General features: G+C 73.7%; 19 protein-coding genes. 11 read left to right on the forward strand and 8 right to left on the reverse strand.

Annotated elements, in window-relative coordinates; genetic code table 11:
* Window positions 1-166 precede the first annotated feature (166 nt).
* Both VSR01_RS12425 and VSR01_RS12430 read left to right on the forward strand, forming a co-directional pair.
* Complete coding sequence (locus VSR01_RS12425) at window positions 167-3499, forward strand: TIM-barrel domain-containing protein (protein WP_326449308.1); 3333 nt, start codon at window positions 167-169, stop codon at window positions 3497-3499.
* Between the two features lie 106 nt (window positions 3500-3605).
* Window positions 3606-4499: an IS982 family transposase gene (locus VSR01_RS12430; RefSeq protein ID WP_326449309.1), complete on the forward strand. Its 894-nt coding sequence runs from the start codon at window positions 3606-3608 to the stop codon at window positions 4497-4499.
* A gap of 145 nt (window positions 4500-4644) precedes the next feature.
* Here the strand turns inward: VSR01_RS12430 and VSR01_RS12435 are convergent, their stop codons facing one another.
* On the reverse strand, window positions 4645-5025 hold the full coding sequence (locus VSR01_RS12435) for an STAS domain-containing protein (RefSeq protein ID WP_326449310.1): 381 nt from the start codon (window positions 5023-5025) through the stop codon (window positions 4645-4647).
* Window positions 5026-5344: 319 nt separating this feature from the next.
* Between VSR01_RS12435 and VSR01_RS12440 the strand changes: the two genes are divergently transcribed.
* From VSR01_RS12440 to VSR01_RS12460, 5 genes are all read left to right on the forward strand, one after another.
* Window positions 5345-6220 carry a SigB/SigF/SigG family RNA polymerase sigma factor gene (locus VSR01_RS12440; protein WP_442785442.1) on the forward strand — a complete coding sequence of 292 codons (876 nt, stop codon included), beginning with the start codon at window positions 5345-5347 and terminating at the stop codon, window positions 6218-6220.
* A gap of 399 nt (window positions 6221-6619) precedes the next feature.
* Entirely contained in the window at window positions 6620-7132 is a 513-nt protein-coding gene (locus VSR01_RS12445; RefSeq protein ID WP_326449311.1) for a MarR family transcriptional regulator, read from the forward strand.
* Window positions 7133-7573: 441 nt separating this feature from the next.
* On the forward strand, window positions 7574-8467 hold the full coding sequence (locus VSR01_RS12450; protein WP_326449312.1) for an SIS domain-containing protein: 894 nt from the start codon (window positions 7574-7576) through the stop codon (window positions 8465-8467).
* Between the two features lie 105 nt (window positions 8468-8572).
* The gene (locus VSR01_RS12455) at window positions 8573-9418 is read left to right on the forward strand and encodes a class II fructose-bisphosphate aldolase (RefSeq protein WP_326449313.1); all 846 of its coding nucleotides are present in this window, start codon (window positions 8573-8575) and stop codon (window positions 9416-9418) included.
* A gap of 166 nt (window positions 9419-9584) precedes the next feature.
* On the forward strand, window positions 9585-9785 hold the full coding sequence (locus VSR01_RS12460; RefSeq protein ID WP_326449314.1) for a MarR family transcriptional regulator: 201 nt from the start codon (window positions 9585-9587) through the stop codon (window positions 9783-9785).
* 102 nt (window positions 9786-9887) lie between these two features.
* Here the strand turns inward: VSR01_RS12460 and VSR01_RS12465 are convergent, their stop codons facing one another.
* The 7 genes from VSR01_RS12465 to VSR01_RS12495 form a co-directional block, all read right to left on the reverse strand.
* On the reverse strand, window positions 9888-10664 hold the full coding sequence (locus VSR01_RS12465) for a DedA family protein (RefSeq protein ID WP_326449315.1): 777 nt from the start codon (window positions 10662-10664) through the stop codon (window positions 9888-9890).
* Between the two features lie 271 nt (window positions 10665-10935).
* On the reverse strand, window positions 10936-11685 hold the full coding sequence (locus tag VSR01_RS12470; RefSeq protein WP_326449316.1) for an SDR family NAD(P)-dependent oxidoreductase: 750 nt from the start codon (window positions 11683-11685) through the stop codon (window positions 10936-10938).
* Window positions 11686-12124: 439 nt separating this feature from the next.
* The gene (locus VSR01_RS12475) at window positions 12125-13414 is read right to left on the reverse strand and encodes a citrate synthase (protein ID WP_326449317.1); all 1290 of its coding nucleotides are present in this window, start codon (window positions 13412-13414) and stop codon (window positions 12125-12127) included.
* A 124-nt stretch (window positions 13415-13538) separates the two neighbouring features.
* A complete protein-coding gene (gene recD2, locus VSR01_RS12480; protein ID WP_326449318.1) occupies window positions 13539-15770 on the reverse strand; it encodes an SF1B family DNA helicase RecD2 in 2232 nt (743 codons plus the stop codon).
* A gap of 442 nt (window positions 15771-16212) precedes the next feature.
* Window positions 16213-17085, reverse strand: a complete 873-nt coding sequence (locus VSR01_RS12485; RefSeq protein WP_326449319.1) for a sugar phosphate isomerase/epimerase family protein — start codon at window positions 17083-17085, stop codon at window positions 16213-16215.
* The gene (locus VSR01_RS12490; RefSeq protein ID WP_326449320.1) at window positions 17082-18236 is read right to left on the reverse strand and encodes a dihydrodipicolinate synthase family protein; all 1155 of its coding nucleotides are present in this window, start codon (window positions 18234-18236) and stop codon (window positions 17082-17084) included. The genes VSR01_RS12485 and VSR01_RS12490 overlap by 4 nt, the downstream gene beginning before the upstream one ends.
* Complete coding sequence (locus VSR01_RS12495) at window positions 18233-19384, reverse strand: Gfo/Idh/MocA family protein (RefSeq protein ID WP_326449321.1); 1152 nt, start codon at window positions 19382-19384, stop codon at window positions 18233-18235. The genes VSR01_RS12490 and VSR01_RS12495 overlap by 4 nt, the downstream gene beginning before the upstream one ends.
* 413 nt (window positions 19385-19797) lie before the next feature.
* Here VSR01_RS12495 and VSR01_RS12500 point away from each other — a divergent pair, with 413 nt between their 5' ends.
* From VSR01_RS12500 to VSR01_RS12515, 4 genes are all read left to right on the forward strand, one after another.
* Window positions 19798-21039 carry a LacI family DNA-binding transcriptional regulator gene (locus tag VSR01_RS12500; protein WP_326449322.1) on the forward strand — a complete coding sequence of 414 codons (1242 nt, stop codon included), beginning with the start codon at window positions 19798-19800 and terminating at the stop codon, window positions 21037-21039.
* Between the two features lie 92 nt (window positions 21040-21131).
* Window positions 21132-22124: a bifunctional helix-turn-helix transcriptional regulator/GNAT family N-acetyltransferase gene (locus VSR01_RS12505; RefSeq protein ID WP_326453616.1), complete on the forward strand. Its 993-nt coding sequence runs from the start codon at window positions 21132-21134 to the stop codon at window positions 22122-22124.
* Between the two features lie 94 nt (window positions 22125-22218).
* Window positions 22219-23016, forward strand: a complete 798-nt coding sequence (locus VSR01_RS12510) for a sugar phosphate isomerase/epimerase family protein (protein ID WP_326449323.1) — start codon at window positions 22219-22221, stop codon at window positions 23014-23016.
* Window positions 23017-23190: 174 nt separating this feature from the next.
* The gene (locus VSR01_RS12515) at window positions 23191-23679 is read left to right on the forward strand and encodes a hypothetical protein (RefSeq protein ID WP_326449324.1); all 489 of its coding nucleotides are present in this window, start codon (window positions 23191-23193) and stop codon (window positions 23677-23679) included.
* The last annotated feature ends 12 nt before the right edge of the window (window positions 23680-23691 follow it).

The following is a 23691-nucleotide window of genomic DNA, read 5'->3' on the forward strand; positions in this document are numbered from 1 at the left end:
TGACCCGCGGTCAGTTGCGGCGTGATTGCTCCCGCTTATGGACATCGCCCCCGCGACGTGCTCTCATGCCACCGCGAACCCGGTTTTCCAACGTTGCAAGGCCGGTGCGCGCGAGGAACGGCACGGCATGGACGGGCCGTGCGTCCGATACAGATCGGAGTTGTCCATGAAAGCCGCATCACGGATGCGACGCCTCAGATCGGCGCGACGGCAGCTCGGGGCTGCCGCCGCGCTGGCCGTCGGCGCCGCCGTCACGCTCGCCGGCGCAGGCCCCGCGGCCGCCGGCAGCGCGTCGGCGGCGGCCTCGGCCGCCACGTCCGGCTCCGCCGGGCACGCCCACCGCATCCCCACCGTCTCCGCCGGGGACGCCCGCTTCGAGATCCTCTCGCCCACGCTGATCCGCACCGAGTACGCGGGCGACGGGAAGTTCACCGACGACCCCACCTTCAACGCGATCGGACGCGACGGCTTCGCCCCCGCCGCGTACACCGCCAAGAAGGCCGACGGCTGGCTGACCATCAGGACCAGCGCGGTGGTGCTGAAGTACAAGCTGGGCGCGGGAGCGTTCGACGCCTCCAACCTCTCCGTGCAGCTGACGGCGGGCGGCACCCCGGTGACCGCCACGCCGTGGCAGCTGCTGACCTGTTCGCTGGGCGCGCTCTGCGAGGGCGAGAACCTCAGCCTGAACGGCGTGTCCGTGGCGTCGGACCACACCGGCCACACCGGTACCGGCTTCGCCGCCGGTTTCTCGGGCACGGGCAGTTCCGCGTCCGCCGACATCGATGTCAAAACCGCGGGCCGCTACCAGTTCGACCTGCGGTACGCCAACTCCCAGGGCGGCGACGGCAAGAACGAGGCCCGGACGCTGACCCTGACGGTGGACGGCGGCGCGGCGCAGCAGCTGACCCTGCCGACGACCGCGAACTGGGACACCTGGAACGTGGTCGGCGCGGCCCTCGACCTCACCGCGGGCCGGCACACGATCGCGCTGACCCGCACCGCCTCGGACTCGGGGAACGTCAACCTCGACAGCGTCGCGCTGGTCGCTCCGGGCGCCCCGTACCCGGGGGCCTCCACCACCGCGATCCCCGACTGCCTGCTCGGCGCCAGCTGCGAGGCCGAGGACGGCCGGATCAGCGGCAGCGCGGGCGTCGCCACCGACCACCAGGGCTACGCGGGCACCGGGTTCGTCGCCGAGCTGAACCAGGGGTCGAGCCTGACCACCCACCTGGTCGGCGTGCCCTCCGACGGCACGTACACCCTGCGGGTGCGCTACGCCAACGGCAGCGGCGGGGACGGCCTGCACCAGACGCGCACCGCGGCCGTCTCCGCGGGCGGCGCCACCGCCACGCTGAGTCTTCCGGCCACTACCGACTGGAACGACTGGCAGACCGCCTCGGTTCCCGTCGCGCTGAAGGCGGGCGAGGACGACGTCACGCTGAGCTGCCCCGACGCCGGCAGCTGCCACGTCAACCTCGACACCGTCTCGCTGGCCGCGCCGGGCGCCGCGGCCCCGCAGCCGCACCTCGCGCTCGGCGGCTACCGGCGCGGCCTGGACGGCGTGACCGGAAACGGCCCCGCCCCGGTGACCACGCCCGGCCTGCTCAACAAGGACGGCTGGTACCTGCTGGACGACACGCCGTCGGCGCTGTACGACGTCGCCGAGCAGAAGGTCACCCAGCGGCCCTCGCACGGCGGCGCGCCCTACCAGGACGGCTACGTGTTCGGCTACGGCCACGACTACAAGCAGGGCCTGGGCGACCTCGCCACCCTCACCGGCCCGCCGGCGCTGCTGCCGCAGTGGGCGTACGGCGTGTGGTACTCGGAGTACATCGACCGCACCGCGGCCGACTACGAGAACACGATCCTGCCGGCGTTCCGCTCCGAGGGCGTCCCGCTGGACGTGCTGGTGACCGACACCGACTACAAGGCCGTGAACGACTGGAGCGGCTGGGAGATCGACCGGGGCAGGTTCCCCGACCCCAAGGGGTTCTTCGACTGGTCGGCCGACCAGGGCCTGCACAACACGCTGAACGTGCACCCCAGCATCCTCGCCTCCGACCCGCAGTTCGCCCAGGCGCAGGCCACGGCCAAGGGCAAGCTGACGCCGGGCGGCTGCGCGGGCGGCGCCTCGGTCCAGAACAACTGCTACACCTTCGACTTCGGCGACCCCGACCAGCTGAAGGCGTACCTGGACCTGCACCGGCAGATGGACCAGCAGGGCAACGACTTCTGGTGGCTGGACTGGTGCTGCGACGCCTCCCAGTCGTCGATGCCGGGCGTGACGCCGGACGCGTGGATCAACCAGCAGTACGCCACGATGACCGGCAAGACGCTCGGCCGCGGCTTCGTGCTGTCGCGGGCCTACGGCTCGCTGCAGGCGGCCGGCGACAGCGGCCAGGCCGGGCTGCCGACCGGGCCGTGGGCGGACAAGCGCACCACCGTCCACTTCACCGGTGACACCTCCTCCACCTGGGGCACCCTGAAGCTGGAGGTGGGCTACACCCCCGGTGAGTCCGCCGCGACCGGCATGGCCGCCATCACGCACGACATCGGCGGCCACAACGACACCACGGGGCTGACCGGCTCCGAGACGTACACCGACGGCGGCGGCACGCACACCACCCACAAGCTGCCCGACGACCTGTACGCCCGCTGGGTGCAGTTCGGCGCCTTCCAGCCGATCGACCGGCTGCACAGCAACCACAGCGACCGGCTGCCCTGGCAGTACGGCGCCCAGGCCCGCCAGTCCGCCGACAAGTTCCTCAACCTCCGCGAAAACCTGGTCCCCTACACCTACTCCCTCGCGGAGGAGGCGGCGACCACCGGCGTGCCCATCGTCCGCCCGACGTACCTGGAGTACCCGGACGAGGCGCAGGCGTACGCCACTGCGGGCAGCGAGTACTTCTACGGCTCGAACGTCCTGGTCGCCCCGGTGACCACGCCGGGCACGACGGCGACGACCTCGGTGTGGTTCCCGCCCGGCCAGTGGACCGACTACTTCACCGGCAAGACCTACCAGGGCGGCACCACCCAGGACGTCACCACCGGCCTGGACTCGATGCCGGTGTTCGTCAAGGCCGGCGGCATCCTGCCGACCCGCACCACGAACGTCTCCAGCGACGACAAGAACCCGCTGACCGACGTGACCCTGAGCATCGCCACCGGCGCCTCCGGTTCGTACCGCCTCTACGAGGACGACGGCACGAAGGCGGCGGCCCAGCCCGGCCACAGCGCCACGACGACCGTCCAGTACGCCCAGAACGGCGCGCGGCACACCGTCACGATCGGCGGGGCGCACGGCGGCTTCCACGGCCAGGTACAGAGCCGGCAGTGGACGCTGTCGCTGCTCGGCACGGCGCACGCGCCCACCAAGGTCACCGCGTCCAACGTGCGGCTGACCGCGCACGACTACCACTGGGACAGCGCCACCGGAATCCTCACGGTGACCCTGCCCAGGCACAACGTGCACAGCCCGATCACCGTCACCTACCAGTAGGAGGCTCGCACAGCGGCAGGGGGCGTCACCCTCAAGGTATCCACCCCTAGATGAGTAAGTCCGAAGTCTTCAGGGTGCAAAGGCGCGAGGGCCTCGTTGTTTGTGTGTGACGACAAACCTCAAGGCCCTCGCGACAGCACTCTACGTGAAGATCGATGACTGTCTGGCAGGATCGCGGCGCTCAGGACGCCCGCCCCGACTGTCGGACGCCGAACTGCTGACGCTGGCGGTCATGCAGGCACTGCTCGGCTTCGTCTCCGAGGCCAGATGGCTGCGCTACACCCGCACCCACCTGTCGGCCGAGTTCCCCTACCTGCCCGGCCAGTCCGGCTACAACAAACGCCTACGCGCCGCGAACACCCTGATCAGCCGCTTCATCCGCACACTGGCCCGCGACAGCGACCTGTGGCACGACGACGTGTGGGTCGTGGACTCCACACCGGTGGAATGCGCCCGCTCCCGCCCGACGGCCAAACGCTCCGACCTGGCCGGATGGGCCGGCTACGGCTACTGCCCCTCGCACTCACGGTTCTTCTGGGGCCTGCGTCTGCACCTGATGTGCACCCCCGGCGGACTGCCCATCGCCTGGGCTCTGGCCAACCCCAAGGTCGACGAACGCGAAGTCCTGGCCGACATGCTCACCCGCGACCCCGACCTGCCGGCCACCCACCCCGGGCAGACCATCATCGGCGACAAGGGCTACGTCTCCCACCAGCTCGACGCCCACCTGGCGCAGCTGGGCCTGACCCTGATCAGACCCAGCTACCGCAACCGCAAACCCCGCCCCGACGAGCACCTGCTCAAGCCGATCCGGCAGCTCATCGAGTCCGTCAACGACACCCTCAAAGGCCAACTCGACCTCGAACGCCACGGCGCCAGAACACCAGAAGGAGTCCTGGCCCGCATCGGCCAACGCATCCTCGCCCTGACCACCGCCATCTGGCACAACCGCAACACCGGAAGCCCCATCACCAGATCACTGATCGCCTACGACCACTAACCCCCAGACTTCGGACTTACTCATCTAGGGGAGCCCCTCTGCCGACGACCGCCCGCGGCACGGCGCACCACGCGCCGCGCCGCGGGCGGCTCCACGCCACGGCGCGGCCGGGAGAAGGAGACAGTCCCGGGAGGACGCGGCGGCCTCAGTGGTCGCCCGGCGGGCCGCCTGAACGGCCGGCCCCGCGGTGGACCGGCGGACGTACGGCGAGCGCGGCCCGCAGCGTCGGGCGCACGGTGAAGACCTCCTCGGTGCGGGTGAGCCGCAGCAGCCGCACCGCCTGCGGCGGCGGACCGGCGAGGACCAGCGGCACCCCGGCGGACCTGGCGTCGACGCGGGTGCGCAGCAGCGCGTTGAGCACGGTCGAGTCGCAGAAGCCGAGGGCGGTCAGGTCGACCACGAGAAGGGCGGGACGCGCCGCCACGGCGTCCGCGAGCGACCGCCGCAGCAGGGTGCGGCGGTGCACGGTCACCTCGCCGGCGAGGGTCAGGACCAGGACGTGGTCCTGCGGCCAGCCCGCCGTCACCCGCAGCCGCGGGAGCGGCGCGACGCCGGCCTCCGGTGGCCCCGGCCCGCCCTGGCGCCGGCAGGCGCGGCTGATACGACCGGTGTGACCCGTGTGAGGGAAGCATGAGCGGTTGCCTCCTCCTGGAGGTGTCCCTCTCCGATGATCCCACCGGGCCGCGCCCCCCGCCTCCGCGCGCGGCGGCCCCCCGCCTCCGCGCGCGCCCGACGCCCGCACTCGCCCGACGCCCGCACTCGCCCGACGCCCGCACCCACTGCTCACAAACAGACACAGAAGCCGCAAAAGGTTTCACGGTCCGGCCGCCGGGCACACCACTGTCGTGCTTCGGACCGCAGATGCCACGTCCGGGCGGAACCGGCCCACCGGTCCCGCCCGGCGCCCCCGCACCGGACACCCCCACGACGACGCGCCGGACACCACCGAGGCGTTCCGCCGCCTGGCCCGCATGCCGGAGGGCCGGGCCAAGGAGGAGCTGCGCCAGCAGATCGCCACCGCCTGGCTGCCGATGGCGCACCGGCTCGCCTCCCGCTACCGCAACCGCGGCGAGTCGCTCGACGACCTGCGCCAGGTCGCCGCGCTCGGCCTGGTCAAGGCGGTGACGCGGTACGACCCGGAGCGCGGCGCGGCGTTCGAGAGCTACGCGGTGCCGACCATAGACGGCGAGATCAAGCGCCACTTCCGCGACTGCCTGTGGTCGGTGCACGTACCCCGCCGGGTCCAGGCACTGCGGGCGCGGGTGCGGGCGGCGAGCCTGGAGCTGGCCCAGGAGACCGACGGCAGGGCGCCGACGACCGCCGAGATCGCCGCGCGTGCGCAGCTGACCGAGCAGGAGGCCGCGGACGGCCTCGCGGCGCTGGAGAGCTTCAGCTCCCTGTCGCTGGACGCACAGCGCCAGAGCGGCCGTCCCGCGGACACGCTGCCGCTGCCGCTCGGCGAGACGCTGGGCGCGCCCGATCCGGCGATCGAGGTGGTGGTGGACCGCGAGTCGGTCAAGCCGCCGCTGTGCCGGCTGCCCGAACGCGAGCGCCACATCCTCTACCTGCGGTTCTTCTGCGGGATGACGCAGAGCGCGATCGCCGACCGGCTCGGCATCTCGCAGATGCACGTGTCGCGCCTGATCGCCCGCTCCTGCCGCACGGTCCGGGCGGAACTGGCGCGGGGCCTGGCCGACGAGACGGGGCCCTGCGGCATCTGACGGCGCGCGTCCCGACCCGCGAGCAGGCCCGCGGCGGGGCGCCGGGCCTCGCCCGCCGGAACCCGCCGGCGGGGCTCGGGGGACCCGCCGGCGGGGCTCCGCGGGAGCCGCCGGCGGTGCCCGCGGGAGCCTTGCGGCGTGGCCGCCGCCGGTGTTCCCGGGCGCCTCCCGGCCGGCTTCCCCAGCCGGGCGCACCCCCGCCCCACCCCCGCCGCGGCACCCGGGTGAGCCCGTGAACCCCTTGCGCCACCTGCGCCTTCTCCCGCCACCCCCGACAGGACCGGGCACGAATGTTTGGGTCAATGACTACGGGCCGGAAAGCCTGCTGTGAGACTGTATGCGCCTGAGTCATGGGCCTTGACTCGGAGTTGAAGCGAGCGATGCGAGGGATCGTTGCGTATGGATTCCACACTGCCCGGGGACGCGCCCGCGACGGCCACGGCGGCGGCCGCGGCACGGCGCCGCCGGCGGCTGACCAACCGGATCAGGGACGGCCTGCGCGATGTCGGCATCCAGATGGCGCTGCTCAACCACCAGGTGGGCGCGCACCTCGACCTGCGGGACGCGGACCTGGAGTGCCTGGACCTGATCAGCCGCTACGGGCCCATCGGCCCGACCGCGCTCGCCCGCCGCGCGGGTCTGCACCCGGCCACCCTCACCGGCGTCCTCGACCGGCTGGAACGCGGCGGCTGGGTCGTGCGCACCCCCAACCCGACCGACCGTCGGGCCATCCTCGTACAGGTCATCAAGGAGCGCGAGGCCGAGGTGGCGCGCCTGTACGCGGGGCTCGCCGGCGCGATGGAGGACATCTGCGCCCAGATCGAGGACGACGACCTGTCGGTGATAGCCGACTTCCTGCTGCGTACGGCGCGGGCGAGCCGGGCGGCGACCGACCAGCTCGCGGGCAACTGACCCGACGCGCCCCGAGCCGCCCGCCCCGAACCGCCGCCCGCCCCTGACCCGCGGTCGCCGCACCGCCGCATCCGATACGGCCGCCGCACCCAGCCCGGCCGCCGCATTCCGCCCGAGTGCCGCATTCCGTCCGAGTGCCGCAGCGCCGACCGCGGCGCCGCCCGTCCGACCTCCCCGCCGGCCCTTCGCCCTCCCCCGCCGACCGTCCGGCGGGCGCTCCCGCATGCCCGCCTCCAGGGCCGCGCACGGTCACGCGAGCGGCGGGAGGTCGCCGCCCCGAGCAGGCCCGACGGGACGCACTCCCCACGCCCGTCTCACACCTCTGCGCATTTCTGTTCGTTAGATGCTCGTTTCGAGCAGGATTGCTCATCTACACTGACGTGAGCACGAGCGCGCCGGACCCGGGCCGCGGTCCGCGCCTGTCACCTGTGAGGAGCTTCGATGTCAGCGTCGTCCAGCCTGACCACCACCGAGATCACGACGCAGCCCGAGTGCTGGCGGCGCGCCGTCGCGCTCGCGCCGGCCGAGAGCGCGAAGCTGCCCGCCCCCGGCGAGCGGGTCGCGGTGATCGGCTGCGGAACCTCGTGGTTCATGGCGCAGTCCTACGCGGCGCTGCGCGAGCGGGGCGGGCACGGCGAGACCGACGCCTTCGCCGCCTCGGAGTTCCCCTTCGGCCGCGGCTACGACCGGGTGCTGGCGATCACCCGCTCCGGCACCACCACCGAGGTGCTGCGGGCGTGCGAGCAGCTGCGCGGCTCCGTCCCGGTGACGGCGATCACCGCGGACCCGTCGACCCCGGTGATGACCGCCGCCGACCAGGTCGTGGTGCTGGACTTCGCGGACGAGCAGTCCGTCGTGCAGACCCGGTTCGCCACGACGGTGCTCGCCCTGCTGCGCGCCCACCTCGGCGAGGACCTGACCGCCGCGGTGGCCGACGCGGAGCGTGCCGTCGCCGCCGAGCTGCCCGCCGGACTGGTGGACGCCGAGCAGTTCACCTTCCTCGGCACCGGCTGGACCTACGGGCTCGCCCAGGAGGCCGCGCTGAAGATGCGCGAGGCCGCGGGGGCCTGGACCGAGGCGTACCCGGCGATGGAGTACCGGCACGGTCCGATCAGCATCACGGGGCCGGGCCGCGCGGTGTGGTCGTTCGGCCCGCTGCCGGAGGGCCTGGCGGAGGACGTCGCGGGCGTCGGCGGCCGGCTGGAGGCCAGTCCGCTCGCCGACCCGCTCGCCGACCTGATCCGCGCGCAGCGGCTCGCCGTGGCCGTCGCCGAGTCCAAGGGCTACGACCCGGACCGGCCGCGGAACCTGACCCGCTCGGTGATCCTGGCCTGACCGAAGGTCCCCACGGCCGGCGCCCCCGGCCTGCCCGGCCCGCCGCGCCCACTCCCCCGCCCGCCCCTGCCGACCGCCCCGCACCCCACCGAACCGAGGACGTCCATGCCTGCCGCCGCCACCTCCGCGCTCGTCGCCGCCGCCCGCGAATCCGGGCGGGGCGTCGCCGCGTTCAACGTGATCACGCTGGAGCACGCCGAGGCGATCACGGCCGCCGCCGAGCGCACCGGGCTGCCGGTGGTGCTGCAGATCAGCGAGAACGCGGTGCGCTTCCACGGCGGCCGGGTGGAGCCGGTGGTGGCCGCGGCTGCGGCCGTCGCCCGCGCCGCCTCGGTGCCGGTGGCGCTGCACCTGGACCACGTGGAGGACGAGGATCTGCTGCGGGCCGGGGTGGCGGCCGGGGTGTCCTCGGTGATGGTCGACGCCTCGAAGCTGCCCTACGAGGAGAACGTCGCGGCCACCGCGCGGATCACCCGGTGGGCGCAGGCGCGCGGGGTGTGGGTCGAGGCGGAGCTGGGCGAGGTGGGCGGCAAGGACGGCGCCCACGCGCCCGGGGTGCGGACCGATCCCGGCGAGGCGGCGGCCTTCACCGCCGCGACCGGGGTGGACGCGCTGGCCGTCGCGGTCGGCAGCTCGCACGCGATGACCGAGCGCACCGCGCGGTTGGACCTGGAGCTGATCGGCAGGCTGCGGACGGCCGTCCCGGTGCCGCTGGTGCTGCACGGCTCCTCGGGCGTGGCGGACGGCGAGCTGCGCGCGGCGGTCGCGGCCGGCATGGTGAAGGTCAACATCGGCACCGCGCTGAACATCGCCTTCACCGCGGCCGTCCGCGAGCGCCTGGCCGAGGACGAGCGCGTCGTCGACCCGCGCCGCTACCTGTCCCCGGCCCGCGACGCGATGACCGCGGTCGCCGCGCATCTCCTGGAGGTGGTGGCGGCCCGGTCCGCGTGACGCCCCACCGGACGCCTCCGGCACACAGCGTAACCCGATCGCCACGTTTGTCACGGTTACGCGGGTTCCGTGTCACAGAAGATCGACAACCGCACGCGGCCGCCGCTGCCCGTCGTTGTCCGGACGAAGGTTACTGATCGACATCCCCGCCATTTGGAGGTGCATCATGACCGACCGGACCTTGTGGACGTACGCGGACATCGCCGCGCACATCCGCGTGCAGGTGGACACCGTCCGCTCGTACCGCAAGCACGGACACCTGCCGGACCCCGACCTGGTCGAGGGCGGCAAGCCGTACTGGTACGCCGACACGGTGCGCGCGTGGAGCGCCCGCCGCCCGGGCAACCGCGGCCGCAGAGATGCGTAGGGGCCGGATACGGTCCCCCGGCCCGCGCGTGGCGCCGGCGCGTCACGCCCGTCCGCCGGGTCCGCGCGGCGCTCGCACGCCGGGTCCGCGCCCCGGGACGCCTTACGTCCCGGGGCCGCCGTTCGCCGGGCAGATGTACGTCTCCGGTCCGCTCTCGGCGGGCGGGGGCTCGACCGCGAGGGAGGCGGCGACGACCGTCGAGGGGGTCGGGGGCACGGAGGCGGCCGGGGTCCGCGCGGCTTCCCCGGGGGCCCGCGGCCTGCGGCGCTCCCGGGCCCGCGACGCCCACTGCGCGCCGGTGCCGACGGCGGCGACCAGCAGGGACACGCCGAGCCCGAGGCACATGGCGTAGAAGGAGTTGGAGGCCGCGCGTCCGCTGACGTAGCCGACGCCGACCGAGTAGGACGCCCAGACCAGCTCCGCGATGCCGGCGCCGACCAGGTAGCGGCGGGCCGGGTAGCGCACGACGCCCGCCGCGAGGCCCCCGATAACGCGGCCGCTGGGCAGGAAGCGCACGCCGATCACGAACGGCACGCCGTGGCGCTGTATGCGCACCGCGGCCCAGCCCAGCAGCGCGGCCCGGCGCGGGCGGCGGCGCATGCGGTCCAGCACCCGGCCGCTGAGCGCCCGGCCGCTGCGGTGGATGACCATGTCGCCGAGGACCGCGCTCGCGGCCACCACGAGCAGCACCAGCGCCAGATTCAGGTGCCCCTCGGCCGCCATGACGCCGCCGGTCACGAGCAGCACGGAGTTCGGCACGAGCGGCGGGGCCGTGGTCAGGGCCAGCAGCGCGTACGCCCATATGACGTGCCCGCCGCGGAGGTACTCGGCGAGCCCGGAGGTGAAGTCCAGTGACGACACACTCAGTGCAACATCCATTCCGCCGCCCCTCTTCCCGCCTCCGCTCCTCAACGCTCGCAGCGCCGCGCGGGCGGGGGCAAGCGGGTTTCCCGCGCTTCAGGGATCTCTCCGGAAATCCCCAGGGAACGTCATCCTCAGGGGCAATGCCGGAGTAGTCCCCAGGCAGTACGGGCCCGGCGGCGGCTGCTACCGGGCCCGTACGGCGGCTGGAAGCGACCGGACGGCCACCCCGCGAACCGGACGGCCACCCCGCGAACCGGCCGGGCCGGAGGGCGGACCGGCGGGGCGCTCAGCGGCCGAGGAGTTCGCCGCCGTTGCACTGGAGGATCTCGCCGGTGATGAAGCCGGCCTCGGGCGAGGCGAGGAAGAGCACGGCCGCCGCGACGTCCGCCGGCCGCCCGACCCGGCCGACCAGGGTGCGGCCGGCCCGCCGGGTCAGCTCGGCCTCGTTGAGCCGCGAGCCGAAGAACTCGGTGCCGGCGACCGTGCCCGGCGCCACGATGTTGCAGGTGATGCCCTGCGGGCCGAGCTGGGCCGCCAGGGAGTGGTTCCAGGCGTGCAGGGCGGCCTTGGAGGCGCCGTAGGAGCCGCCGCCGCGCAGCGCCGCGACGGAGGTGACGGTGACCACGCGGCCCTGGTCGTGGGTGAGCCGGTCGCGCAGCGACTCGGTGATGAGCACGGCGGTCAGCACGTTGCGCTCGAAGTCGCCGCGCCAGCGGGCCAGCAGGCCGTGCGGGCCGGCGCCGGTGGCGAGCTCGCGGCTGCCGGCGTTGTTGACCAGCACGTCCACCCGCTCCGGCAGCTGCGGCAGCGCTCTCTCGACGTCGTCGGGGTCGGCCAGGTCGCACACCACGGGGGTGACGTCCAGGCCGCGCTGGGACCGCAGGTCGGCCGCGGTGGCGTGCAGCACCTCGCGGCGCCGGCCCACGATGGTGACATGGTGGCCGGCCTCCGCGAACCGCGTCGTGACGGCCAGACCGATGCCCGTGCCTCCCCCCGTCACGACGATGTTCCGGACCTGCGCCGCGTTGTCTGCCATGTGCTCCGCCCCTCAAGAAGAGACAGCACGCTACGGGATCGCCCCGAACCGGCCGCGAGCGGGGTAGCCTGCGGAAACAGCTTCCCTTCCGAGACGTAGATCACATAGCTTGGAACGTAACCATTACGGTGGTTCGTGGGTCTTATGTCTTGAGCACCCCGCTCCCGGCGGAGCGGGTGCTGGGGAGTGCAGTACGGACCGTCTTGGGGGACGGTCCGGGTTGCGTCGCCGGGGCGACGCCGGGGAGCTTTGAGCGGCCCTCCCGGTTTCTCGTCCCGGCTGCGACGCGCCACACTGGACACGCCACACTGAAAGCGCCCGGTTCGGACCCGTGGGGGGATCCGTACCGGGAAACGGGAGCGCCCCGTGCCGGACCCGTGGGGGGATCCGTCGCGGGGCGCTTCTTCGTACGTGGAGCGTGGCGCGCGGGGCGGGCCGCTCAGCGGGCCTCGACGGGCACGTAGTCCCGGGTGACGACGCCGGTGTAGATCTGCCGCGGGCGGCCGATGCGGGAGCCCGGCTCCTTGATCATCTCGTGCCACTGGGCGATCCAGCCGGGCAGCCGGCCGATCGCGAAGAGCACGGTGAACATGCTGGTCGGGAAGCCCATGGCCCGGTAGATCAGACCGGTGTAGAAGTCGACGTTCGGGTAGAGCTTGCGGGAGACGAAGTAGTCGTCGCTGAGCGCGTGCTCCTCCAGCTTCAGCGCGATGTCCAGCAGCTCGTCGGACTTGCCGAGCGCGGAGAGCACGTCGTGGGCCGCCGCCTTGATGATCTTCGCCCGGGGGTCGAAGTTCTTGTAGACGCGGTGACCGAAGCCCATCAGCTTGACGCCGTCCTCCTTGTCCTTCACCCGGCGGATGAAGGAGTCGACGTCGCCGCCCTCGGCCTGGATGCGCTCCAGCATCTCCAGCACGGACTGGTTGGCGCCGCCGTGCAGGGGGCCCCACAGGGCGTTGATGCCGGCCGAGATCGACGCGAACAGGTTGGCCTGCGAGGAGCCGACCAGCCGGACGGTGGAGGTCGAGCAGTTCTGCTCGTGGTCGGCGTGCAGGATGAGCAGCTTGTCCAGCGCGCTGACCACGGTCGGGTCGAGCTGGTACTCCTCGGCCGGGACGGCGAAGGTCATGCGCAGGAAGTTCTCGACGTAGCCGAGGTCGTTGCGCGGGTAGACCACCGGCTGGCCGACGGACTTCTTGTACGCGTAGGCCGCGATCGTCGGCAGCTTGGCGAGCAGCCGGATCGTGGACAGGTGGCGCTGCTCGGGGTCGAACGGGTTGTGGCTGTCCTGGTAGAACGTCGACAGCGCGCTGACCACGGACGACAGCATCGCCATGGGGTGGGCGTCGCGCGGGAAGCCGTCGTAGAACCGCTTGACGTCCTCGTGCAGCAGGGTGTGCTGGGTGATCTCGCGTTTGAACTCGGACAGCTCGTCGACGGTCGGAAGCTCGCCGTTGATGAGCAGGTACGCGGTCTCCAGGAAGGTGCCCCGCTCGGCGATCTGCTCGATCGGGTAGCCCCGATACCGCAGGATGCCCTGCTCGCCGTCGAGGAAGGTGATGCCGGACTTGTAGGCCGCGGTGTTGCCGTAGCCGCTGTCCAGGGTGACCAGGCCGGTGTCGGCGCGCAGCTTGCCAATGTCGAAGCCCTTGTCGCCGACGGTGCTGTCCACGACGGGGTAGGTGTACTCGCCGTCGCCGTACCGCAGTACTACAGAGTTGTCGCTCACGTCATTCCCTCACCGACGGTGTTGCCTCTTCTTCGAGGTGCCCTGACTACGTCCACTGTCCCCCATTTGGCACTGGGGTGTGCACTCGGGGTCGGCCATCGGGCCGAAAAGTGGCACGGAGTGCCTATTTTGCGCCCTGGGCGAGCCTGTGGTCGAGGGCCGTGAAGCGCCTTCCCGCGGACACGGTGCGCACCGCCTGCCCGATCGCGCGGCGCGACCCGACCAGGACGACCAGGCGTTTGGCCCTGGTGACGGCCGTGTAGAGCAGGTTGCGCTGCAGCATCATCCACGCACCGGTGGTGACCGGGATCACCACGGCCGGGTATTCGCTGCCCTGGGAGCGGTGGATGGTCACCGCGTAGGCGTGGGCGAGCTCGTCCAGCTCGTCAAAGTCGTACGCCACCTCCTCGTCCTCGTCGGTGCGCACGGTGAGCTTCTGGTCGACCGGGTCCAGGGCGGTGACCACCCCGACCGTGCCGTTGAAGACGCCGTTCGCCCCCTTGTCGTAGTTGTTCCTGATCTGCGTCACCTTGTCGCCGACGCGGAAGGTGCGACCGCCGAAGCGGCGCTCGGGCAGGTCGGGGCGGGCGGGGGTGACGGCCTGCTGGAGCAGGCCGTTGAGCACGCCCGCACCGGCCGGGCCGCGGTGCATCGGCGCCAGCACCTGGACGTCGCGGCGCGGGTCCAGCCCGAACTTGGCGGGGATGCGCCGGGCCACCACGTCCACGGTGAGCCGCCCGGCGGCCTCGGAGTCCTCCTCGGGGAAGAGGAAGAAGTCCGGCAGCCCCTGGGTGACCGGGGGCCGGCCGTCGTTGATCCGGTGGGCGTTGGTGACCACGCCGGACTGCTGGGCCTGCCGGAAGATCCGGGTGAGGCGGACCGCGGGCACCGGGCTCGCGGGGGCCAGCAGGTCCCGCAGCACCTCGCCGGCGCCGACGCTCGGCAGCTGGTCCACGTCGCCGACGAACAGCAGGTGCGCCCCGGGCGGGACCGCCTTGACCAGCTTGTTGGCCAGCAGCAGATCCAGCATCGACGCCTCGTCGACGACCACCAGGTCCGCGTCCAGCGGCCTGTCCCGGTCGTACGCCGCGTCGCCGCCGGGCTTGAGCTCCAGCAGCCGGTGCACGGTGGAGGCCTCCTCGCCGGTCAGCTCGGCGAGCCGCTTGGCGGCCCGGCCGGTCGGCGCGGCGAGCACCACCTTGGCCTTCCTGGCCCGGGCGAGCGCCACCACGGAGCGCACCGTGAAGGACTTGCCGCAGCCGGGGCCGCCGGTGAGCACGGCGACCTTCTCGGTCAGCGCCAGCCGTACCGCCTCCTGCTGCTCGGGGGCCAGATCCGCGCCGGTGGCGCCGGCCAGCCAGGACAGCGCCTTGTCCCAGTCCACCTCCTGGAAGGCCGGCATCCGGTCCTCCGGGCCGCGCAGCAGCCGCAGCAGCTGGGCGGCCAGCGAGATCTCGGCCCGGTGGAACGGCACCAGATACACCGCCGTGACGGCCTCGCCGCCGGGCTCCGGCGACGGCAGCCGCTCGCGGACCACGCCCTCCTCCTCGGCCGCGAGTTCGGCCAGGCAGTCGATCACCAGGCCGGTGTCGACCTGGAGCAGTTTGACCGCGTCGGCGATCAGCTGCTCCTGCGGCAGGAAGCAGTTGCCGCTGTCGGTGGCCTGCGACAGGGCGTACTGCAGCCCGGCCTTGACCCGTTCGGGACTGTCGTGCGGTATCCCGACGGCCTGGGCGAGCCGGTCGGCGGTCAGGAAGCCGATGCCCCACACGTCGGCGGCCAGGCGGTAGGGCTGGTTCTTCACCACGGAGATCGACGCGTCGCCGTAGTTCTTGTAGATGCGCACCGCGATCGAGGTGGAGACGCCGACGCCCTGCAGGAAGACCATGACCTCCTTGATGGCCTTCTGCTCCTGCCAGGCCGCGGCGATCAGCCGGGTGCGCTTGGGGCCGAGGCCGGGCACCTCCACCAGGCGGTCGGGCTCGGACTCGATGACGTCCAGCGTGCCGGGGCCGAAGTGGTCGACGATCCGCTTGGCGATCCTCGGGCCGATGCCCTTGATCAGGCCGGAGCCCAGATAGCGGCGGATGCCCTGGACGGTGGCGGGCAGCACCGTCGTGTAGTTCTCCACCGTGAACTGCTTGCCGTACTGGGGGTGGGAGCCCCAACGGCCGTGCATCCGCAGGGATTCGCCGACCTGCGCGCCGAGCAGCGCGCCGACGACGGTGAGCAGATCGCCGGAGCCGCGCCCGGTGTCGACGCGCGCGACGGTGTAGCCGTTGTCCTCGTTGGCGTACGTGATCCGTTCAAGGACGCCTTCGAGCACGGACAGATGGGGTGCTGCGGTGTCGGCCACGCCCGGCCTCCTCCCGGCTGCGGTGCTGATCCGCTGTCGAAAATACCGCCGGGCGCGGACAGTTCGCGGGGCCGCGACGCCGGCCTGTGGACAACTCGCCGACACGTCGCGGAAGGCGCCGCGGGCCGCGGCGGACGAAAGGGGTCCGGCACGAGGCCGGACCCCCTTCTCGTTCCCCCCGATACCCCCGAAGCCCCCCTCGGGCGTACTTACCCTCCCGGCTCCCTGAACCCCTCCCTGGAGCCGTGATGCCATGTACGACCCGCCACCCCCCGGAAGGGTTGTACGCCGGGCACAGGAATTTTCCGAAGATCTTTTCAGGGCGTCGCCGCGCCCTCCTCGGAGCGCGCCGGCCCGCGCGGACGCCTCGTCCGGGCGCCGCGCGGACGCCTTGTCCGGGGGCGGCGCGGGACCGTACGCGCGGGACCGGGTCCGGCGTGGGTCACAGGACGTGGCGCCGGTACCGCTCGGCGACCTCGGCGAGCACCTCCGCGCCGTCGCGGGCCCACAGACCGGGGTTGAAGATCTCCACCTCCACCGCGCCCCGGTAGCCAGCCGCGTCGACCGCCTCGCGCAGCCCGCGCAGGTCCACGCACCCGTCGCCGAGCTGGCCGCGCCCCAGCAGCACGCCCTTGGGCAGCGGGGTGACCCAGTCCGCGACCTGGAAGCAGGCGATGCGGCCGCCGCGCCCGGCGCGGGCGATCTGCGCGGGCGCCCGGTCGTCCCACCACAGGTGGTAGGCGTCGACGACGACGCCCACCTGTTCGGCGGGGAACGCCTCGGCGATGTCCAGGGCCTGCCCGAGGGTCGAGACCACGCAGCGGTCGGAGGCGAACATCGGGTGCAGCGGCTCGATCGCCAGCCGCACCCCGCGCGCCCGCGCGTACGGCGCGAGGTCCCTGACGGCGTCGGCGACGCGCCGCCTGGCCGCGGCGATGTCCCGGTCGCCCTCGGGCAGGCCGCCGGAGACCAGGACGAGGGCGCCGGCGCCGAGCGCGGCGGCCTCGTCGACGGCGGCCCGGTTGTCGTCGAGGGCCGCGGCGCGCTCCTCGGGGTCCCGGGCGGTGAAGAACCCGCCGCGGCACAAGGAGGTGACGGTCAGCCCGCGCTCGCGCATCAGCCGCGCCGCGCGCTCCACCCCGTACGCGCGCACGGGCGCCCGCCACAGCCCCACCGAGCCGACGCCGGCCGCGGCGCACCCCTCGGCCAGCTCCGGCAGCGACCACTGCTTGACGGTCTCCTGATTGACGCTCAGCCGGGCCAGGTCCCCGGCGGCGTCCGTGCCGGCCGCGGCCCGCGGCGCGCCGCCGTTCACGCGTCCACCCCGTGCACGGCGAGCAGGGCCCGCATCCGGGACTCGGCGAGGGCGGGGTCCGGGAACAGCCCGAGGCGGTCGGCCAGTTCGTACGCGGTGGCCAGGTGCGGCAGCGAGCGCGCCGCCTGCCGGCCGCCGACCATGGTGAAGTGCGTCTGGTGGCCGGCCAGCCAGGCCAGCAGGACGACGCCGGTCTTGTAGTGGCGGGTCGGCGCGCGGAACAGGTGCCGGGCCAGCGGCACGGTCGGGTCGAGCAGGGCGCGGAAACGCGCGGCGTCCCCGGTGTCCAGGGCGCTGACCGCGGCCGCCGCGAGGGGCGCCAGCGGGTCGAAGACGCCCAGCAGGGCGTGGCTGAAGCCCTGGGCGTCGCCCTCGACCAGTTCGGGGTAGTGGAAGTCGTCGCCGGTGTAGCAGCGCACCCCCTCGGGGAGGCGGCGGCGCAGGGCGACCTCGCGGCCGGCGTCGAGCAGCGAGATCTTCACGCCGTCGACCTTGTTCGGGTGTGCGGAGACGACCTCGACGAAGGTGTCGGTGGCCGCGTCGAGGTCGTCGCTGCCCCAGTAGCCCTCCAGCGCCGGGTCGAACATCGGGCCGAGCCAGTGCAGGACCACCGGCTCCGCGGCCTGCCGCAGCAGCCGCCCGTACACCTCCAGGTAGTCCTCCGGGCCCTTGGCGACGGCGGCCAGCGCGCGCGAGGCCATCAGCACCGCCCGCGACCCGGCGTCCTCGACGACCGCCAGCTGCTCCTCGTAGGCGGCGGCGACCTCGTCCGGTCCCGCGGCGGGGACCGTCAGCTGGTCGGTGCCGACCCCGCAGACGATCCGGCCGCCTTCCGCGCGGGCCTGCGCGGACGACCTGCGGATCAGCTCCGCGGCCCGCGGCCAGTCCAGGCCCATGCCGCGCTGCGCGGTGTCCATGGCCTCCGCGACGCCGAGGCCGTGCGCCCACAGGTGGCGGCGGAAGGCGAGCGTGGCGTCCCAGTCGACGGCGGCGGGCCCGTCCGCGACGGTGCGCAGCGGATCGGCCACCACGTGCGCCGCCGCGTACACCACGCGGCTGCGCAGCGGCAGCCGCGCCCCTGGGAGGGCGGTTCGGGAACGCGGCGCATAGGAGCGCAGTTCGCCGCTCTCGGCGGGCAGCAGGATCGTCACAGCGACAGCTCCGGCACGTCGAGCCTGCGGCCCTGCTCCGCGGACCTCAGCCCCAGCTCGGCCAGCTGCACGCCCCGCGCGCCCGCCAGCAGGTCCCACGTCCAGGGCTCGTCGAGCACCACGTGCCGCAGGAACAGCTCCCACTGCGCCTTGAAGCCGTTGTCGAAGTCGCCGTTGTCCGGCACCTCCTGCCACTGGTCGCGGAAGGCCTCGGTGGCGGGCAGGTCCGGGTTCCACACCGGCCTCGGCGTCGCCGAGCGGTGCTGCGCCCGGCACCTGCGCAGCCCGGCGACCGCGGAGCCGTGGGTGCCGTCGACCTGGAACTCCACCAGTTCGTCCCGGTGGACGCGCACCGCCCAGGAGGAGTTGATCTGCGCGACGATCCCGCCGTCGAGTTCGAAGACGCCGTAGGCCGCGTCGTCCGCGGTGGCGTCGTAGGGCTTGCCCCGCTCGTCCCAGCGCTGCGGGACGTGGGTGGCCGTCAGCGCCTGCACGGTGCGCACCGGCGCGAACAGCTCGCGCAGCACGTACTCCCAGTGCGGGAACATGTCCGCCACGATCCCGCCGCCGTCCTCGGACCGGTAGTTCCACGACGGGCGCTGCGCGGGCTGCCAGTCGCCCTCGAACACCCAGTAGCCGAACTCGCCGCGCACGGACAGCACCCGGCCGAAGAACCCGCCCTCCACCAGGCGCCTGAGCTTGATCAGGCCGGGCAGGAAGATCTTGTCCTGCACCACGCCGTGCTTGACGCCCGCGGCGGCCGCCAGCCGGGCCAGCTCCAGCGCCCCGGCGAGCGTGCTGCCGGTCGGCTTCTCGCAGTAGACGTGCTTGCCCGCGGCCACGGCCGCGCGCACCGCCTCCTCGCGCGCCGCGGTCACCTGGGAGTCGAAGTAGATCTCCACCGACGGGTCGGCGAGGACGGAGTCCAGGTCCGTCGTCCAGTGCTCCAGGCCGTGCCGCTCGGCGATGGCGCGCAGCGCCTCCTGCCGCCGGCCGACCAGGACCGGCTCCGGCCACAGCACGCTCCCGTCGCCGAGATCGAGCCCGCCCTGGTCGCGGATCGCCAGCAGTGAGCGCACCAGGTGCTGTCGGTATCCCATGCGCCCGGTGACGCCGTTCATGGCGATCCGCACGGTCCTGCGTGTCATCGTCGGTCCAATCCTCGGCGGTCGGGCCCCGCGCCCGCCGCGATCCGGTGCCGCCGCGATCCGGCGGGGCCCGGGACGGCGGGCCCGGGGAGGCGGGCCCGGGGTCTCCGCCAGGAGCGGGAATCATGAGCCGGGGTGCGCCGTGTGACAGCAAGCGCTTTCTCGCAATTCACGCTAGCGCCGGCGATCACTCCGCACAAGAGTGCCACTCTCGCCAGTAAGCGCTTTCACACGAGGCGCCGTGCCCCCTCGTCCCCCTTCTCCCGCTTCCCGGCGCCGAATGAGAGCATGACCCGGGCGGCGCGGGCGGCGTCCCGCGCCCGCCGGGGGACGGTGCGCCGCACCCGGCCGCCCCGCGCTTTCGCTCCCCGCGAGCGCCTCCACCCGGCCGACCCGAGGAGGACCGGAACGAGATGGCAGTGACTCTGGCCGATGTCGCGGCGCGCGCCGGGGTGTCCTCGGCGACCGTCTCGCGCGTCCTGAACGGCAACTACCCGGTGGCCGGCAGCACCAGGGAACGCGTCCAGCGCGCCGTGGCGGAGCTGGACTACGTCGTCAACGGCCAGGCCCGCGCGCTGGCCGCCGCCACCTCCGACCTCGTCGGCGTGCTCGTCAACGACGTCGCCGACCCGTTCTTCGGCCTCATCGCCAGCGCCCTGCAAGGGGAGATCGGGGCGGCCGGGACCGGCCCGGCACGGACGGCCGCGGGAAGCGGCGGCCCCAACGGCACGGGCGCCGGCCCCGGCGGCTCAGGCCACGGCGGCGCGGGAGCGGGCGGCACGGCGCACGGGAGTACCGGACTCGGCGGTCCGGGCCACGGCGGCGCGGGTTTCGGCGGTACGGGACCGGGGGGCGGGAAGCTCGCCGTCGTCTGCAACACCGGCGGCTCCCCCGAAGCCGAACTGACCTACCTCACGCTGCTGGAGCGGCAGCGCGCGGCAGGCGTCGTGCTCACCGGCGGCGCCGTGGAGGACGAGGCGCACACCGCCGCGGTCACCGCGCGGCTGGCCCGGCTGGCGGCGTCGGGCACCCGGATCGTGCTGTGCGGACGACCGCCGCTGACGCTCCCGGACGCCGCCGAGGCCGTGACGACGATCGCCTTCGACAACCGCGGCGGAGCCCGTCGCCTGACCGCACACCTGCTCTCGCTCGGCCACCGCAGGATCGGCTGCGTGACCGGCCCGGCCGGCCGCAGCACCACCCGCCACCGGCTGGAGGGACACCGCGCGGCGCTGGCAGCCCACGGCATGGGCCCCGGCACGCCCGGCGGGGCGCGGGCCGAGCGACTGACCGTGCACGGCGGCTACGACCGGGCCTCGGGATACGACGCCGCGCTCGAACTGCTGCGCAGGCAGCCGGACCTGACGGCGATCGTGGCCGCCAACGACACGGTGGCGCTGGGCGTCTGCGCCGCGCTGCGGGACCGCGGCCTCGACATCCCGGGGGACGTGTCCGTGGCGGGCTTCGACGACCTGCCGTTCAGCGTCGACGCCTCCCCCGCGCTGACCACCGTCCGCATCCCGCTGCAGGAAGCTGGCGCGCGGGCCGGCCTGGTGATGGGCCGGCAGGCCCCGCCGCCGGGCGGTCTGGCCACCGTCGCCACCGAGCTGATGGTCCGGTCCTCCACCGCACCCCCTCTGACCAGCGGTTCCTGACGTTATCCACAGGGCATTCCGCGACTCTTCCGCCCGGCTCCGCGCACCGGATATCTTTGACCCAGTCAAAGGAAATGTCGGGGGTGGAGACCATGACCGTCCAGGAAGTCCGCGAGTTCAACCGCTTCTACACCAACCTCATCGGCGCGCTCGACTACAGCCGCCACCTGCACACGCCGTTCACGCTCACCGAGGCGCGCGTGCTGTACGAACTCGCGCACGCGCGCGGCGCCGACGCCGCCGACCTGCGGGTCGAGCTGTCGCTGGACGCCGGCCACCTCAGCCGGATGCTCGCCAAGTTCGAGGACCGGCGCCTGGTCACCCGGGCCCCCTCCGAGCGCGACGCCCGCCGGCAGCGGATAGAGCTGACCCCCGGCGGCCGCGAAGCCGCCTCGCTGCTGGAGGAGCGCGCCCAGGAAACCGTCGCCGATCTCCTCGACCGCATACCGCCGCAGGACCGCACCCGGCTGACCGACGCCATGCGCACCGTGCGGGAGATACTCCGCCAGGACCGGCCGGACCGCGCACCCGGCGACCACCGGCGAGGCGGGCGGGGGCCGAGCGGCCACCGCCCCGGCGGGCAGCGGGACGCCGAGCGGCGGTCGCGGACAACGCTGCGCGACGCCCGCCCGGGGGACCTCGGGTGGGTCATCGAGCGCAACGCCGCCGTGTACGCCCAGGAGTTCGGCTGGAACGAGGAGTACGAAGCGCTCGTCGCGCGCATCGTCGCCGACTTCGCCGCCGGCCGCGACCCTCGGCGTGAGGCGGTGTGGATCGCCGAGTCGGACGGCGAACGCGCCGGCTGCGTCTTCTGCGTGCGCGACGAGAAGCCGGACACCGCGCGGCTGCGGCTGCTGCTCGTGGACCCCGCCGCCCGCGGCCTGGGCGTGGGCGGCCGGCTGGTGGACGAGTGCATCGCGTTCGCACGCGCCGCCGGCTACGCCGAACTGGTCCTGTGGACCAACGACGTGCTCGCCGGAGCACGCCGGATCTACCAGAATGCGGGGTTCGAACTCGTCGCAGAGCGGCCGCACCACAGCTTCGGCCAGGACCTCGTGGGCCAGGACTGGCGCCTGGCGCTGTGAGGCGCCACGAACCGGAAAGGGAGGCAGGACACATACGGCCCGACCGGCGGTGCGCGGTTGACCGTGCCGCGGCCAGGTGCCTAGGGTCCGCGGGATGAAACTCGCCTTCTCCACCCTCGGACTCCCCACCGCACCAATCGAGCAGGTGATCGAGCTGGCAGTCGAGCACGGCTACCACGGCGTCGAAGTGCGCGCGAGCCAGGAAGGGCCGGTCCACACCGGTCTCACCGCGGACGAGCGCGCGCGGATCGCCGGACGGTTCGGCGCCGCGGGGATCGCGGTCCTGGGTGTCGCCGCCTATCCGCAGGTGGCGGCCCCCGGCGACGACGAGCCGGTGCTCGCCGAGGTCGAGGCGACGCTGCGCCTGGCGGCCGACCTGGGCGCCGCACACGTGCGGGTCTTCCCCGGCGCAGGCTCCTCGCCCGCGGCGGAGGCGGACGCAGTGGCCGCCAGGCGGCTGGGCGCCGCCGCTGAGCTGGCAGAGGACCTCGGGGTGCGTGTGCTGCTGGAGACCCACGACTCGCACCGCGGCGGCGCCGACGTGGCCCGGGTCCTGGGCCGGGTGGGGCATCACGCCGCGGGCGCCCTGTGGGACGTCATGCACACCTGGCTGGCCGGCGAGCAGCCGTCGGCGACCTACCCGGCGCTGGCGCCCTACCTCGGCTACGTCCAGGTCAAGGACATCGCCTCGGCCGCGGACACCATGCCGCTGCCGCTCGGCGCGGGCGTACTGCCGCTGGCCGAGACCGTCGAGGTGCTCAGCCGCGCGGACTGGGACGGCTGGCTGTGCTGGGAGTACGAGAAGCGCTGGTACCCCGACGCCGCCGACCTCCCGGCCCTGCTCGGCCCGGCCCGCGAGCACCTGTCCCGCCTGCTCACCGAGTCGGCCTGACCGACCGGGCCGCCGTCGGCTCGGGGACAGCCGGCGACACTGTGCAGGCCGGGCGCCGACGCACCGCACAGATCGGAAGGGGGGGTGGGGGCGGGGGGAGGCCCCCGGGGGTGAAGGTGTGACCCGGAACCCGACCGCGGGGCTCGGCGTCTCATCGGCATGGTGACGTCGCGGGTGCGTGCGGTGGTGGCGACGGGCAGCGCTGTGGTGGCGCTGCTCGGGGCGGTGGGGTGCGGGCAGGGCGGCGCGGGGAAGGGCGTGGCGCGGGACAGGCCGTCGTCGCCGAGTTCGGCGCCGCGCACGGTGTTCTTGTCGTCGTCGGCGCGGGTGGTGCCACGGGCGCACGAGGTGCTGCGGGACCGGGCGCAGGTGGAGCGGTTCGCGGGACGGTTCGACGCGCGGGACGCGTCGGCGGCCGAGGGGATCAGGGCGGCCGGTCGGGCGGCGGACTTCTCGCGTTCGGTGCTGGTGGGGTGGACGGCGACGACGGGGTGCGGTGCGGCGACCTCGGCGCGTCTGGAGGTGGCGGGCGAGCGGCTGGCGTTGCGGGTGGTCACGCCGTCGGCGGCGCGGGAGTGTTTTGCGGCGTACCGGGTGACGGCGGTGTTCGAGGTGGCTCGGGAGCGGGTGCCGGCTGAGCCGGTGTTCGCCGACGGGTCCTGAAACGCGCGCCGC

Origin of the sequence: Actinacidiphila sp. DG2A-62, assembly GCF_035825295.1 — a bacterium.
Classification (GTDB): domain Bacteria; phylum Actinomycetota; class Actinomycetes; order Streptomycetales; family Streptomycetaceae; genus Actinacidiphila.

Excerpts from the sequence above, each read along its gene's own strand:
- VSR01_RS12425 (WP_326449308.1), top strand. The coding sequence starts at position 167 with ATGAAAGCCGCATCACGGATGCGACGCCTCAGATCGGCGCGACGGCAG.
- VSR01_RS12445 (WP_326449311.1), top strand. The coding sequence starts at position 6,620 with ATGGATTCCACACTGCCCGGGGACGCGCCCGCGACGGCCACGGCGGCG.
- VSR01_RS12450 (WP_326449312.1), top strand. The coding sequence starts at position 7,574 with ATGTCAGCGTCGTCCAGCCTGACCACCACCGAGATCACGACGCAGCCC.
- VSR01_RS12455 (WP_326449313.1), top strand. The coding sequence starts at position 8,573 with ATGCCTGCCGCCGCCACCTCCGCGCTCGTCGCCGCCGCCCGCGAATCC.
- VSR01_RS12460 (WP_326449314.1), top strand. The coding sequence starts at position 9,585 with ATGACCGACCGGACCTTGTGGACGTACGCGGACATCGCCGCGCACATC.
- VSR01_RS12465 (WP_326449315.1), bottom strand. The coding sequence starts at position 10,664 with ATGGATGTTGCACTGAGTGTGTCGTCACTGGACTTCACCTCCGGGCTC.
- VSR01_RS12470 (WP_326449316.1), bottom strand. The coding sequence starts at position 11,685 with ATGGCAGACAACGCGGCGCAGGTCCGGAACATCGTCGTGACGGGGGGA.
- VSR01_RS12495 (WP_326449321.1), bottom strand. The coding sequence starts at position 19,384 with ATGACACGCAGGACCGTGCGGATCGCCATGAACGGCGTCACCGGGCGC.
- VSR01_RS12500 (WP_326449322.1), top strand. The coding sequence starts at position 19,798 with ATGGCAGTGACTCTGGCCGATGTCGCGGCGCGCGCCGGGGTGTCCTCG.
- VSR01_RS12505 (WP_326453616.1), top strand. The coding sequence starts at position 21,132 with ATGACCGTCCAGGAAGTCCGCGAGTTCAACCGCTTCTACACCAACCTC.
- VSR01_RS12510 (WP_326449323.1), top strand. The coding sequence starts at position 22,219 with ATGAAACTCGCCTTCTCCACCCTCGGACTCCCCACCGCACCAATCGAG.